The following is a 12,280-nucleotide window of genomic DNA, read 5'->3' on the forward strand; positions in this document are numbered from 1 at the left end:
ATTTTAAACAGAACCTGATATTCATAAACAACAATTGCCTTGGTTGGGTGGCTTTTATACTATCTAATTTGGCCCTTTAATTTTTAGCTCGTATGTCTGAACCTCAGTTTTCCCTTAGTGAATATCTCGGCACAGTTCAGGAAGTCATACGTGTGGCTTTTGATGAGCCGGTTTGGGTAAAAGCAGAAATCCGAAATTTAAATGTTAAAGGTGGCCATTATTATCTCGAACTTGCAGAAAAAGATGCAGAGACGGATAAAGTCATTGCCAGCTGTAAAGCCACGATATGGAAATTTTCAGCAAGTAAAATTGTTTTAAAGTTTGAACGTGAAACTGGTATCGAAATCTCAAGTGACTTAAATGTGCTTATCAAAATTAGAGCACGTTTTGATCCTCAATATGGATTTTCAGTCAATATTGAAGAGATCGACTCAAGCTTTACATTGGGCGAAATTGCTAAACGTTATCAGCAAATTATTGAACGACTGACTCAGGAAGGTTTAATCCATAAAAATAAACTTCTTCCCACTCCTTTTGATATTCAAAATGTTTTAGTCATTGCCCCTCAAAATGCTGCGGGTTTAGGTGACTTTAAAAAAGATGCAGATGCTCTTGAACGAAATGGGGTTTGCCATTTTGTATATCACACCGCGACATTTCAAGGAAATACGGCTGCAACCAGCTTGATTGAGTCTTTAGGTTCAGGTTTAAGACAATGGGCCAGCACGTTTAACTTTCCGCCTGATTTGATTGTGATTATTCGCGGTGGTGGTGCTGTAAATGACCTAGCTTATTTAAATGATTATGAACTTGCGGCCCTACTTTGCAAACGCAGTGTCCCCGTTTGGGTGGGCATTGGGCATGAAAAAGACCGTACAATTCTTGATGAAATTGCCCATCGCTCATTTGACACGCCTAGTAAAGTGATTGCTGGTATTCGCAACCATATTGTTGAACGCGTACAAGAAGCTGTAGATAGCCTACAAACGATTAAACTGCTTTCTCAGCATCAAATTACGACTTATCAAAGCAAGAATGATCAACTGCTTCATCACATTAAAGCATCGGCACAAGGCCAACTTAACTCGGCACATCGTCTGCTTGACCAGATGAAGGAACGTATTCAGTTTAGCTCACAACAACAAGTTAAATTTTCATTAGCCCAAATTGAATCTTTAATGAAAGAAATCCTTTTGCAAAACCCGAAACAGGTTCAAGCCAAGGGCTACGCAATTGTTAGATCAGAAGGAAAAGCGATTCGCTCTATACATCAAATTTCAAGCCCCGCCATTGCCATTGAGATGCAAGATGGTGTAGTTGAAGCCAACATTACACAGGTGATTCCAAATGAAGAATGAAGAGTTAACGTTTAAAGATGGTCATGAGATTTTGAAGAAAAATGCCGAATTACTTGAATCTCAAGAAAGCCCAGATATCGATAATTTAATGAAAATTGTTGAAGAGTCGATTACAGCTTATAAAGCGTGTAAGTCACGCATTGAAGCGGTTCAACAAGCTTTAGATGAGACATTTAAAGAATAAAAAAAGCCCACTCCTACTTCTCATTGAAGGAATGGGCTTAGTGAAATCCACTTAATCCTGAAATGCAAAAATGTGGATTAGGTCACATTTTCACAAAGGCATAGTCCCATAACCATTTTAGATGTTCAATATTTTAATTGTGTCTATACGTTAGTTTGGCTTAATTTTCACCACATCTTAGTTAGAACAACTTCTAATGAGATCATACCAAATACAAACTCTGCTCATGGTTATTGTTAAATTTAATTTAAGAGTTATTCCTCACTGAATGGACCAATTAACTGATAGATTTTGCCATCTTTAGGGTTTTCATAGAGCAAATCCATATTCGGTAAAATAATATCATCATTAATTTCAATATGTTCAACGCTCTTATGAAGTTCAAGTGCGTGATCATTCATGGGTCTAACTTTTGCCAAAGCAATTGATTCTTTATCAAACTGATCCTTGATAATTACTTTTAATCTTGTCATAAAAATCTCCTAAAAAATAAATTTTTTAATATAAATAATGGGTTAAGTTTAAAATGAGCTAATCGCAGAATAGGCGATTGGCATAGCAAAAAAAGTTAAAATAAATGCAGCCGTACGTTGTAAATTACGTTGGTTTAACCAAGTTACTTTATTTGAAATTAATACGGTTCCAAAAGCAATCCATAAAAATGCAATGGGTGTAATTAATGATAAAAAAATAGCAATATGAACAAAATATACGTGAAGCACTTCCCATGCTGCATGTGGAAAAATAGCAGAAGCAAAGAGTAAAGCTTTAGGATTTAAAAGTGTTGCAACAAATAAAGCCCTAGGCGTAATTAGGGGGTTGTCTAATTTAATGTCATGTGTTGATGTTATCCAAAGTTTAAATGCAAGGTAGAGAATAAAAGTTGCACTTATTAACTTTAATAAGGCAGGAAGCCAAGGGATAAAATGTGAAACTGACTCAAGCAAAATACCCCATGAAGTAATTGCAATGAGATAGCCCATCACTTCAGCAGGAATAAGTTTAAGAGACTGCTTCACCCCTGCTTGTATTCCAGCCGAGGCTAACAATGTATTTGTTGGGCCTGGAGTCAACAAAATGGTGACAACAAGTCCAATAAACATAAATGACACCATAGGCAACGAACTCTTTAGTTATGCTAGGCGAAATATGTCAAAAAGGAATATCTATTGTCGACATAATGGTTGTAACAAGAAATATTGAATTTTATTTTTTTAATTCTAAAACAAATAATTAACTCTACCTGACTACAAATTCACTTACTATTTCAATAATTTTAAATATGCAAAATCCATCACAGAAATATAGAATAATCGCTATTTTTCTACTCCAGAAACAATTAAATCAAGCTTTTTTTCTCAAAAAAATAAGCTGTTATTTTTAATATTTCGCACTTATTTAGTTTACTTATTAATCGATTTTCTTACTTGAAATTTTTAAATTGATCAATATATAAACAACTAGAAATCGTGATTTTTACTGAATATGATGTCCTGCTCCCATCAATTCATTGATCGCCGCTTTCATCACATAAATCAGATGATGGAGGAAGCATGATGAATGCTTATGTTCGCCCTCATCCAGATGGTTTTAAATCTTATTTAGGCAAGAATCAAAAAACCGGACTCTACATGGTACGAGTGGGTTGGACGGTTTATGAAATGAATGGCAATGGCTCTGTGCTGTACATTGTCAAAAATGAAGATACGATTCCGTTGGATGTAGAAAAGTTTAAAACTGATCGTCCCAAAATTTATGTGGCTCTTCTAAGCGAAGTTCAGTTTCAACGCAAGAAGCAACTTGCGATTGAACTCCAGCAATCAAACATCCCTTCTTATGACCGTAAAGCCTACAAAAAACGCCGTGGCTTTATAAACTCCTAAATCTACTTCTTAGCTTGAAACGCATATAGAAAAAGCACCCGAAGGTGCTTTTTCTTTTAACGACCAGTTGTAATTAATACGAGCATACTCAGTATTAAAGTGCTTAATGATCGTTTGCAATGTATGTGGACTTCATGCTCAGCTCCGTGAGCGTATTGATTAACGTTTTCCATTTCGTGTGCCCTTAAAGTTCACACTGTTAATTTGCACAATTTTCAAACAATAAAAAATTAGCCAAAAGTATTATATCGCATCAAATTTTGAACCTAATTTTATATATTCCTCATCTCGATCCAATCTAAACAAGTAGATGTAACATTCTTATACGAGGTTAACCCCTATTGAGTGTTTGTAGACCTTTCATTTCAAATGCCCCCATTAAGGAAATGATTTTATAAAATAAAAAAAGATAAAAATATTCTGTTTTTTAATAATAGTCTTCGACAGGAGAACTCTTATGGAAATTCAACAAGAAACAAACTCCTCGTTATTTTGTGATACCTCCACCTCAATTCAAGCCTGCATTGAATGCATGATTGCCTGCAAAACTTGTGCAGCGGCATGTTTGCAAGAAGAACATGTAAGTATGATGCGTGAATGTATTAAGCATTGCATGACATGTGTAGAAACCTGCCAGCTTTGTACTTCTTTAGAACTAAGAAACTCTGAGTTAGCAGAACCAGCAATGCAACTTTGTGCAAATGCATGCCAACTCTGTGCAGCAGAATGCGGCAAACATGATCATGAACACTGCCAGGTTTGTGCAAAAGCATGTTTAGCTTGTGCTCAGGCTTGTCTAGCCTATCGTGCATAAATAATTTTTACATATTTAAAGCCTACGCAATCTTTAGATCGTAGGCTTATTAAAACATTTTAAATAACAATAACTTATATCTTTATTATTTAAGAATTACTTTTTTATAGATATAAAAAAAACCCGCATCTTGGGGAAGAATGCAGGCTCTTAGATCTCCCACAACGACCATGAGTTCATTATTAAACTTGAACTTTAAACCGTTAACCAAATGTACCCTTAATAAAAAAAAATTGCAATACAGAAAAGTCTGTATATTTGAAATATTTTATTATTTTTACATTACTTTTTCATAAATAGTTTAAAAATATAAGATATTTCCCCATAAGAAATAGCTTTTCTACAGGCATTAAAAAAGCCCGTTTCACAGGCTTTTCTGCAACGGTGAGCAATATAAGCGTTGTGTCTATCCAACTCTTGTTTGCTCTTTGCTAGCTATATGTAAGGTCTTATCGTATCTTTTGCCCTGTCCCAAGTTTCCCTGTGGATCGAGGAGATATTACGATTACCTTAGGTATATTTATAGCACATTCTTTATTCATGGCTAGTGCTGTTCACGTTTTTTTACAAATGAATAAAATATGATCAGACCTTAATATTTAAAGGTTTTCTACTCCATTTGGATATTGGCGAGCATTATCGCAAATTGGATACCACTTCACTTTTGAAGACACAAAAGCATGAGAAATCACTGATGTCGATATTTCTTCATTAATCAGCCCTACCCTTAAACGCACTACCTCAGGTTTATCTAGACGTTCACTCCAGACTGGTGAACCACAAGTTTTACAGAACACTCTCTTTTTGTTTGGAGAAGCAAAGTAAGCTTGTAAAAGATTTTCACCCTGCACAATGTTTAAATCACTTTTTTGTACTTGGGTAATGGCAGCAAAAGCAGCCCCTTGTGCTTTTTGGCATTGCTTACAATGACAAACCATGATGGGAGTTAATTCAGCATTAATGTTGAGTTGAATGCCATTACAAAGACAAGTAGCTGTATAAGTCATGATTTTACCTTTTTATTTTTATGGGATTTAGTTTACGCCCACCCCTTTTTCAATATGATCTAAAATGGCACAAGAAGCATGCTGGTCACCACAGCAATCATCGGCAGAGGCCTGTAAGATATTAACCATCTCTTGGAGATGAGCAATTTTTTGCTTTAATTCGGCAATGTGTTTAACAGTTAAGGCTTTCACCTCTGCACTATGCCGATCGGTATTTTTCCAAAGTGAAATAAGTTCTTTCATCTGTTCTGATGAAAAACCTAACTCTCTGGCATGTTTGAGAAAGTTCAAAGTCTTAAGGTCTGTTTCTGAATAAATGCGATAACCAGAAGCAGAACGTTGAGCTGCCTCAAGTAAACCGATTTCTTCATAGTAGCGAATCATTTTCGCCGAAATGCCCGAATGTTTGGATGCCTGACCGATATTCATCTCACACCTCAAATATTAAATTTGGTTTAAGAGCTGCTGTCATGATCTTAAACCAAAAGTTGATTTTCAGCACCCTTACTGTACTGGCGCATGAAAACGTTTTAAGCGTAATGCATTGCCTAACACAAAAACCGAAGAAAGTGCCATCGCACCTGCTGCAAACATAGGTGAAAGTAATACACCAAATGCTGGATATAGTGCTCCTGCTGCAATTGGAATCAGAGCAACGTTATATACAAATGCCCAGAACAAATTTTGGCGAATGTTTCGCATAGTTGCTTTACTTAGCGCCATTGCGTTCGGTACGCCTTTTAAGCTGCCTGACATCAACACAACATCGGCAGCTTCAATCGCAACATCTGTGCCTGTACCAATGGCTAAACCGACATCTGCTTGCGCCAAGGCTGGTGCATCGTTAATGCCATCACCTACAAAGGCCAAACGCCCATATTGTTTTTGCAGTTGGCGAACTGTGTCCACTTTGCCTTCGGGTAAAACCTCTGCCACAACTTCATCAATGTTCAGCTTTTTGGCAATTGCTTGCGCCGTATGACGGTTGTCTCCTGTAATCATTGCAACCTTTAACCCAAGCTGATGCAAGGCCTCAATCGCAGCATAGGTGGTTTCTTTAATAGGGTCTGCAACAGCAATAATTGCAGCAAGTTTCTGATCAATAGCAACGTATAGCGGTGTTTTGCCTTCTTCACCTAATTGAACAGCAATCGCTTGGAATGAGCTGGTGTCTAAACCAAGTTGGTGCATATAACGGTCTGCGCCAATTTGTACTTTTTGGCCTGAAACTTCCGCTTCAATACCTGAACCTGTAATCGAGTTAAATGCTGTTACGGGTAATAAGTTTAGGTCTTCGCTTTCTGCTGCTTGAACAATCGCAAGTGCAATCGGGTGTTCAGACTTGGCTTCAACCGAGGCAACTAAAGTTAGCACTTGTTTACGTTCAAAGCCAGATTGCACATTAAAGTCAGTCAGTGTCGGTTTACCCTCGGTAAGTGTACCCGTCTTATCAACAGCAACTATCTTCGCTTCTTGTAAAAGCTGCAAAGCTTCACCTTTGCGGAACAGAACCCCTAACTCAGCACCACGTCCAGTACCGACCATAATAGAAGTTGGCGTTGCAAGTCCCATCGCACAAGGACAGGCAATAATCAGTACTGCAACAGCATTCACCAAACCAAAAGTGAGCGCAGGCTCTGGCCCAAAAATAAACCAGACCAAGAAAGTAATTACAGCAATTAGCATGACAGCCGGTACAAACCACATGGTGACTTTATCGACCAAACACTGAATCGGAAGTTTAGAACCTTGGGCCTGCTCAACCATGCGTATAATTTGTGAGAGTACAGACGAAGAACCAACGGCGGTTGCCCGAATGTTTAGAGTACCATTTTGGTTGACTGTACCACCGACCACCTGATGACCTACTATTTTTTCAACAGGAACAGGCTCACCCGTAATCATAGATTCATCAATGTAGCTGTGTCCTTCGATTACTTCACCATCAACTGGCACATGTTCACCTGGACGAATTTCTACAATAGTTCCACTGACTACTTCAGCAACAGCAACTTCCACCACTTGACCATCACGCTGAATACGAGCTGTTTTGGGCTGCATTCCCACTAAATGTTGAATCGCTTGCGAGGTTCGCCCTTTAGCTTTGGCTTCAAAATATCGTCCAAGCAAAATTAAACTGACAATTACAGCAGCCGCTTCAAAGTAAACATTGACCGTGCCTTGGGGTAATACGTGTGGCATAAAGGTTGCCACAACTGAAAAACAGTAGGCAGCCAAGGTTCCAACAGCAACCAGCGAGTTCATATCTGGCGCTAAACGCCATAAAGCTGGAATCCCTTTTTGGTAAAAACGGCGACCTGGAAAAACGAGAACTAAGGTGGTCAAAACAAACTGTAAAAGCCAGCTATTGTATTGACCAATGGTGTGCATGACCCACATGTGAAAAGCTGGAATGAGATGTGAACCCATTTCCAAAATAAACACAGGTAAAGCCAATACAACCGAAATGATCAAATCTTTTTTAAGCTGATCTAATTCTGACGCTTTTTTGTCGAGCTGCTCATCTTGATTTTTTTCAGATGCTTTCGCGTCGTAACCTGCTTTTTTTACAGCGCGAATTAAGTCTTCGACATTGACTGAATTATCTGCCTGTACCCAAGCCTGCTCTGTTGCTAAGTTGACTGTGGCATCTTGAACGCCGTCTACTTTTTTAAGGGCCTTTTCAACACGTGCAACACAAGATGCACAGGTCATGCCCTCAATAGACAACTCCACTGGTGCAGCTTTTGGAACATCATAACCTGCTCGTTCAACTGCTTTAACCAGTGCTTCGCGCTGAATCGGTTGATTTGAATAAACAACGGCTTTTTCTGTTGCCAAATTAACGTTAGCAATCTCTACATTTTCAACTTTCTTAAGTGCTTTTTCGACACGACCTACACACGAGGCACAGGTCATGCCTTCGATTGGAAGTGTTTCACTATATGCTGGCAATTTTGTGTTTTTTGAGTCCATCAAACACCTCTGCAAATCTGCAAAATTTAATATTCTGTATTGAGCATACAGATTCCCATCATGGGAAGGTCAAGCATATTTTTTTAAAAATTTGGTCTTGACCTTACAATCATGACAAGGTTTAGACTCAGTGTTATCCAAACAAACATCTCATTCTTGATGGAGTATGAACATGAAACTACTTATTGAAAATATGACTTGTGGTGGCTGCGCTCGTGGCGTGACTGCGACGATTCAGGACGTCGATCCAAATGCAAAAGTAGATGTAGACTTAGCGACCAAAATCGTGACTGTTGAAAGCAGTGAAAGCGTCGATAAAATTACCGAAGCACTTGAAGAAGATGGTTTCCCAGCGAAAGTGCAATAATGAATAAGGCCTAACGTTTAAAGTTAGGCCTTTATTTTTGAGCTTGTTAATATTGACTCAAAGCTGAAATTTTTTAATTCGATAGTCTAGTGCTGCCCGAGTTAGCCCCAATAAACGTGCCGCTTCAGACACATTATGATTGGCTTTTCTTAGGGCTGTTAAAATTAACTGCTTCTCGTGTTCTTCTAAATTAAAATCTGCCTGCAATAATTGCTCAAAGTTGGTTTCAACAGCTACAGCCTGCTCTGGGTCATGCTTGATCTGTGGAAAAATGGCATTTAACTTAATCAGTTGCTGATCGTCCGTTAATAAAACCGCCCTTTCTAATAAGTTTTCCAACTCACGAATATTGCCCGGCCATTCATATTGCTGCATAAAAACTTTGGTCTTTTCACTTACACCCTGAATGGTTTTACCGTACATTTTTTCAAAGCGATGAAGAAAGTGCTCAACCAGTAAAGGAATGTCTTCACGGCGCTCCCGCAAAGGCGGAATCTGAACTGGAAAAATATTTAAGCGATAATACAAATCTGCCCGAAATCGTCCTGTTTTCACAGCTTGTTCAAGGTCTTCATTGGTTGCTGTAATTACACGAACATCTAAAATACGTGTCTGTGAATCTCCGACTCGCTCAAATTCACCTTCTTGCAAAATGCGTAATAGTGCTGCTTGTGCACGAGGTGAAAGCTCAATCACTTCGTCTAAAAAAATAGTACCGCCATTGGCTCGTTCAAACTTACCCAAGCGAGATTGATGCGCTCCTGTATAAGCGCCCTTTTCTACCCCGAATAATTCGGACTCAATTAACTCTGGTGGAATCGCTGCACAGTTTACCGCAATAAAAGGTTGCTCTTTTCTTTGACTATTTTCATGAACCCCTCGTGCAAAAGCTTCTTTACCAACGCCGGTTTCGCCCTGTAGCAAAATAGAAACTTTCGAGCCTGCTGCTTTTGTTAGTAATGCACAGACCTGTTTATAAGATGCTGACTTACCCACAGAACTAAATAATTGGTAATCGGCTTCACTGTCGCTATAAATTGATTTTTTTAGTTCAAAAAGTTCAGCTTGCAACGCAATCAATTCTTTTTCCATGGGTTCGGGAGACATGAACTGAATCAGCTCCTCTGCATTTTCCCATTCTTCTAAAGGCTTACCGATAATACGGCAATGCTCATCGCCGCAGGCCTTACACTCTATTTCTTGATAAATAATGGTCATGCCCGTCGCAAAACTGCTGTATCCGCATGCATAACCCAGAAGCATCCAGCACGCAGGTTCATCGCTTGGGCCAAAATGCTCTAAGTGCACATCGGCTTCAAAAGAATTGAGCCAATTTAAATCGGCATAAAACTGTTTTTTATCGTGGCTTAAATTGAGCTGGTTGGCCTGTACTTGCACCATTCCACGAATGGCGTGCATTTGTGGGCCTGCCATAAAAGCATCGTGTTCATTTAAATCGGGACGCATTTTTGTTGTAACTTCTGCATCTTTTAACCCAGCTTGATACCCTAATCGAATAAAGAAACGCTTAGTCCGCTCAAGGCCTATCATGTGTGCTAAGTCTTTACGCAAATACCCCATAATGCTGGTGTGTAAAAGCAGCATCCGATATTCATCAAACCAGATTTGGCCGTGGGCAGTATCAAAATGCAGTTTAGACAGCAAATCATGAATTTCTTGCGGATGATCTGCGTATCGTCCCGTTGTATCGTATTTTACTCGAGCCATGAGTGATCTGTTTTAATCCATTAAACACATTTGGGTTTTATCTCATCTTATCGAAGAACCAGATAAATATCCTAGTACCTTAAAGACATAACTTCATACTAAAAAAGTATTTCTAAATCTCTCCTTTTAAAGCTTCAAACAATCTAAAAAGAAATTTTTACGACCCACTTCATCAAATCATGAATATCTCTATTTCACCATTCAAAAAAATTCATGAAATGGTGAATTTTAAAAATACCTTGCTTCCATAAAAAACTTAATCAATTGTTTTTAATAATAAAAATAAAGTTGGCATAGCTTTTGTAAAGCTAATAGCGAGAGCAAGGAGCATTCATCAATTTCAAGACCATGTCTTGATGGAGTACAGCATGACGCAACCTCAAGTCGAAGCATTAACCAAATATATTCGGGTCACTGGCGACTTAAACGCAGAGTTTATCGAATTCGATTTTGCCATTCATGACCCAAGTCTATTTGTGGAACTGGTTTTGCCTAAACATGCATTTAATGATTTTTGTAAGACCAATCAAGTGGTTGAAATGACCCAAGAGCAGCAAGCTTTTAATGATGCTCAGGAAGAAAAATGGCGCTATGGCATTGAAGCAACCTTAGTCGGCACGCAACGTAATAGCAAAGATCACGATGATCAGATGTAAAAAATATAAGGAGATAAAGCCATGACTTTAGAAATCAAAACGTCAAATGTCGAACCTATCCGCCAGAACTATGCCTATATCGAAAGACGATTTGGTAGTAAGCCAGCAACTCGATATCAAGAAGTAAGTTTCGATGTACAGGCAGAAACTAACTTCCACTATCGTCCTTTGTGGAAACCTGAAAAGACTTTAAATGACAAAACCCATACTGCCCTGCAAATGCAAGATTGGTATGCATTTAAAGATCCACGTCAATTCTATTATGGAACTTACGTTCAACAGCGTGCACGTTTACAAGACACTGCCGAAAGTAATTTTGCTTTTTTTGAAAAACGTCAGCTTGCAGAACATTTGTCTGACGAAGTCAAAGCAAAGGTCATTGAATGCCTATTGCCATTTCGCCACGTTGAACAAACGGCAAACTTGCACATGATGTCTGGCAGTGCCTATGGTTATGGCACCGTGCTTACCCAAGCTTGTATTTATGCCGCGATGGATCATTTAGGAATTGCGCAGTACATCTCAAGGATTGGCTTAGCTTTAGATGGTAACAGTGGCGATTCATTACAACAGGCAAAACAGGCTTGGATGCAACACCCTGCATGGCAAGGCTTACGACGTTTGTGTGAAGAAAGCCTCACCGAGCAAGACTATTTCAAACTTTTCTTATTACAGAACCTTGTGATTGACGGCTTTGTGACAGAGCTTGTCTATCAACAGTTTGATCAATGGTTAGTGAGTCAAAATGCTCGCGACTTAGCCATGCTGACTGAGTTCATGAAAGACACTTTAGGTGATTTACGTAAGTGGTCAGACACCGTCATTAAAACTGCCGCAGCAGAATCCGATCATAACAAACAGCTATTAAATGAATGGTTCACTCAGTCTTTAACTCAAGTAAAAGCAGCTTTTACACCTTGGGCAACAGCAGCCTTAACAGCAGATGCAGTCAACCAAGCAGAACAAGTTGTGATTGAACGTGCAAAAAAACTCGGCCTACAACCACTTACAAATGCTTAAGGAGAAGCAACATGTCTAAAGTCTATCTCGCATTACAAGACAACGATACTTCACGCTACATCATTGAGGCGATTGAAGAAGATAACCCTGAAGCTTCAATTCAGTATTTACCCGCCATGATTCGAATTGAAAGTGAAACTGATTTGGTGATTAAAGCCGAAACTGTATCTGAAAAACTAGGCCAAGATTGGGACATCCAATCATTACAACTCAACATGATTACGCTAGGCGGCAACGTCGAAGAAGATGACGATACTTTCCGCCTTCACTGGAATTAATCACAACAT

The 12,280-nt window shown here is 38.8% G+C and carries 14 protein-coding genes; 8 read left to right on the forward strand and 6 right to left on the reverse strand.

Annotated features, from left to right (window positions below; genetic code table 11):
* Positions 1 to 92: 92 nt before the first annotated feature.
* The gene (xseA, locus tag HLV59_RS12610) at positions 93 to 1,358 is read left to right on the forward strand and encodes an exodeoxyribonuclease VII large subunit (RefSeq protein WP_031947825.1); all 1,266 of its coding nucleotides are present in this window, start codon (positions 93 to 95) and stop codon (positions 1,356 to 1,358) included.
* Entirely contained in the window at positions 1,348 to 1,542 is a 195-nt protein-coding gene (xseB, locus tag HLV59_RS12615; RefSeq protein ID WP_171430092.1) for an exodeoxyribonuclease VII small subunit, read from the forward strand. Before xseA ends, xseB begins: the two co-directional genes overlap by 11 nt.
* Before the next feature lie 254 nt (positions 1,543 to 1,796).
* On the opposite strand, the gene HLV59_RS12620 is transcribed toward xseB, so the two are convergent.
* Both HLV59_RS12620 and HLV59_RS12625 read right to left on the reverse strand, forming a co-directional pair.
* A complete protein-coding gene (locus tag HLV59_RS12620) occupies positions 1,797 to 2,015 on the reverse strand; it encodes a hypothetical protein (RefSeq protein WP_016141649.1) in 219 nt (72 codons plus the stop codon).
* Positions 2,016 to 2,063: 48 nt separating this feature from the next.
* Positions 2,064 to 2,657, reverse strand: coding sequence for a LysE family translocator (locus tag HLV59_RS12625; protein WP_031947824.1), 594 nt, complete (start codon positions 2,655 to 2,657; stop codon positions 2,064 to 2,066).
* 438 nt (positions 2,658 to 3,095) lie between these two features.
* Here HLV59_RS12625 and HLV59_RS12630 point away from each other — a divergent pair, with 438 nt between their 5' ends.
* Together HLV59_RS12630 and HLV59_RS12635 are read left to right on the forward strand one after the other, a co-directional pair.
* The gene (locus HLV59_RS12630; RefSeq protein WP_171430093.1) at positions 3,096 to 3,425 is read left to right on the forward strand and encodes a hypothetical protein; all 330 of its coding nucleotides are present in this window, start codon (positions 3,096 to 3,098) and stop codon (positions 3,423 to 3,425) included.
* A 457-nt stretch (positions 3,426 to 3,882) separates the two neighbouring features.
* Positions 3,883 to 4,239: a four-helix bundle copper-binding protein gene (locus tag HLV59_RS12635; protein WP_016144726.1), complete on the forward strand. Its 357-nt coding sequence runs from the start codon at positions 3,883 to 3,885 to the stop codon at positions 4,237 to 4,239.
* Between the two features lie 599 nt (positions 4,240 to 4,838).
* On the opposite strand, the gene HLV59_RS12640 is transcribed toward HLV59_RS12635, so the two are convergent.
* The 3 genes from HLV59_RS12640 to HLV59_RS12650 form a co-directional block, all read right to left on the reverse strand.
* Positions 4,839 to 5,246 (reverse strand): GFA family protein, encoded by a 408-nt coding sequence (locus tag HLV59_RS12640; RefSeq protein WP_171430094.1) that lies wholly within the window; start codon positions 5,244 to 5,246, stop codon positions 4,839 to 4,841.
* Between the two features lie 27 nt (positions 5,247 to 5,273).
* Positions 5,274 to 5,675: a Cu(I)-responsive transcriptional regulator gene (gene cueR, locus HLV59_RS12645; protein WP_031947821.1), complete on the reverse strand. Its 402-nt coding sequence runs from the start codon at positions 5,673 to 5,675 to the stop codon at positions 5,274 to 5,276.
* A gap of 75 nt (positions 5,676 to 5,750) precedes the next feature.
* Entirely contained in the window at positions 5,751 to 8,222 is a 2,472-nt protein-coding gene (locus HLV59_RS12650; RefSeq protein WP_171430095.1) for a heavy metal translocating P-type ATPase, read from the reverse strand.
* A 166-nt stretch (positions 8,223 to 8,388) separates the two neighbouring features.
* Between HLV59_RS12650 and HLV59_RS12655 the strand changes: the two genes are divergently transcribed.
* Entirely contained in the window at positions 8,389 to 8,589 is a 201-nt protein-coding gene (locus HLV59_RS12655; RefSeq protein WP_001985155.1) for a heavy-metal-associated domain-containing protein, read from the forward strand.
* A 57-nt stretch (positions 8,590 to 8,646) separates the two neighbouring features.
* On the opposite strand, the gene mobR is transcribed toward HLV59_RS12655, so the two are convergent.
* Positions 8,647 to 10,317: a phenol degradation transcriptional regulator MobR gene (mobR, locus tag HLV59_RS12660; protein WP_171430096.1), complete on the reverse strand. Its 1,671-nt coding sequence runs from the start codon at positions 10,315 to 10,317 to the stop codon at positions 8,647 to 8,649.
* Between the two features lie 368 nt (positions 10,318 to 10,685).
* Between mobR and HLV59_RS12665 the strand changes: the two genes are divergently transcribed.
* From HLV59_RS12665 to HLV59_RS12675, 3 genes are read left to right on the forward strand one after another with little or no spacing between them, the layout of a single operon-like run.
* Positions 10,686 to 10,973 (forward strand): phenol hydroxylase subunit, encoded by a 288-nt coding sequence (locus HLV59_RS12665; protein ID WP_171430097.1) that lies wholly within the window; start codon positions 10,686 to 10,688, stop codon positions 10,971 to 10,973.
* 21 nt (positions 10,974 to 10,994) lie between these two features.
* Positions 10,995 to 11,993, forward strand: a complete 999-nt coding sequence (locus tag HLV59_RS12670; protein ID WP_171430098.1) for an aromatic/alkene monooxygenase hydroxylase subunit beta — start codon at positions 10,995 to 10,997, stop codon at positions 11,991 to 11,993.
* 11 nt (positions 11,994 to 12,004) lie between these two features.
* Complete coding sequence (locus tag HLV59_RS12675) at positions 12,005 to 12,271, forward strand: MmoB/DmpM family protein (protein ID WP_000049448.1); 267 nt, start codon at positions 12,005 to 12,007, stop codon at positions 12,269 to 12,271.
* The last annotated feature ends 9 nt before the right edge of the window (positions 12,272 to 12,280 follow it).

It is taken from the genome of Acinetobacter lactucae (genome assembly GCF_013122135.1).
Taxonomy (GTDB): domain Bacteria; phylum Pseudomonadota; class Gammaproteobacteria; order Pseudomonadales; family Moraxellaceae; genus Acinetobacter; species Acinetobacter lactucae.

Excerpts from the sequence above, each read along its gene's own strand:
- HLV59_RS12635 (WP_016144726.1), top strand. The coding sequence starts at position 3,883 with ATGGAAATTCAACAAGAAACAAACTCCTCGTTATTTTGTGATACCTCC.
- HLV59_RS12630 (WP_171430093.1), top strand. The coding sequence starts at position 3,096 with ATGATGAATGCTTATGTTCGCCCTCATCCAGATGGTTTTAAATCTTAT.
- HLV59_RS12650 (WP_171430095.1), bottom strand. The coding sequence starts at position 8,222 with ATGGACTCAAAAAACACAAAATTGCCAGCATATAGTGAAACACTTCCA.
- HLV59_RS12625 (WP_031947824.1), bottom strand. The coding sequence starts at position 2,657 with ATGGTGTCATTTATGTTTATTGGACTTGTTGTCACCATTTTGTTGACT.
- cueR (WP_031947821.1), bottom strand. The coding sequence starts at position 5,675 with ATGAATATCGGTCAGGCATCCAAACATTCGGGCATTTCGGCGAAAATG.
- xseA (WP_031947825.1), top strand. The coding sequence starts at position 93 with ATGTCTGAACCTCAGTTTTCCCTTAGTGAATATCTCGGCACAGTTCAG.
- xseB (WP_171430092.1), top strand. The coding sequence starts at position 1,348 with ATGAAGAATGAAGAGTTAACGTTTAAAGATGGTCATGAGATTTTGAAG.
- HLV59_RS12620 (WP_016141649.1), bottom strand. The coding sequence starts at position 2,015 with ATGACAAGATTAAAAGTAATTATCAAGGATCAGTTTGATAAAGAATCA.
- HLV59_RS12675 (WP_000049448.1), top strand. The coding sequence starts at position 12,005 with ATGTCTAAAGTCTATCTCGCATTACAAGACAACGATACTTCACGCTAC.
- HLV59_RS12655 (WP_001985155.1), top strand. The coding sequence starts at position 8,389 with ATGAACATGAAACTACTTATTGAAAATATGACTTGTGGTGGCTGCGCT.
- HLV59_RS12670 (WP_171430098.1), top strand. The coding sequence starts at position 10,995 with ATGACTTTAGAAATCAAAACGTCAAATGTCGAACCTATCCGCCAGAAC.
- mobR (WP_171430096.1), bottom strand. The coding sequence starts at position 10,317 with ATGGCTCGAGTAAAATACGATACAACGGGACGATACGCAGATCATCCG.
- HLV59_RS12665 (WP_171430097.1), top strand. The coding sequence starts at position 10,686 with ATGACGCAACCTCAAGTCGAAGCATTAACCAAATATATTCGGGTCACT.
- HLV59_RS12640 (WP_171430094.1), bottom strand. The coding sequence starts at position 5,246 with ATGACTTATACAGCTACTTGTCTTTGTAATGGCATTCAACTCAACATT.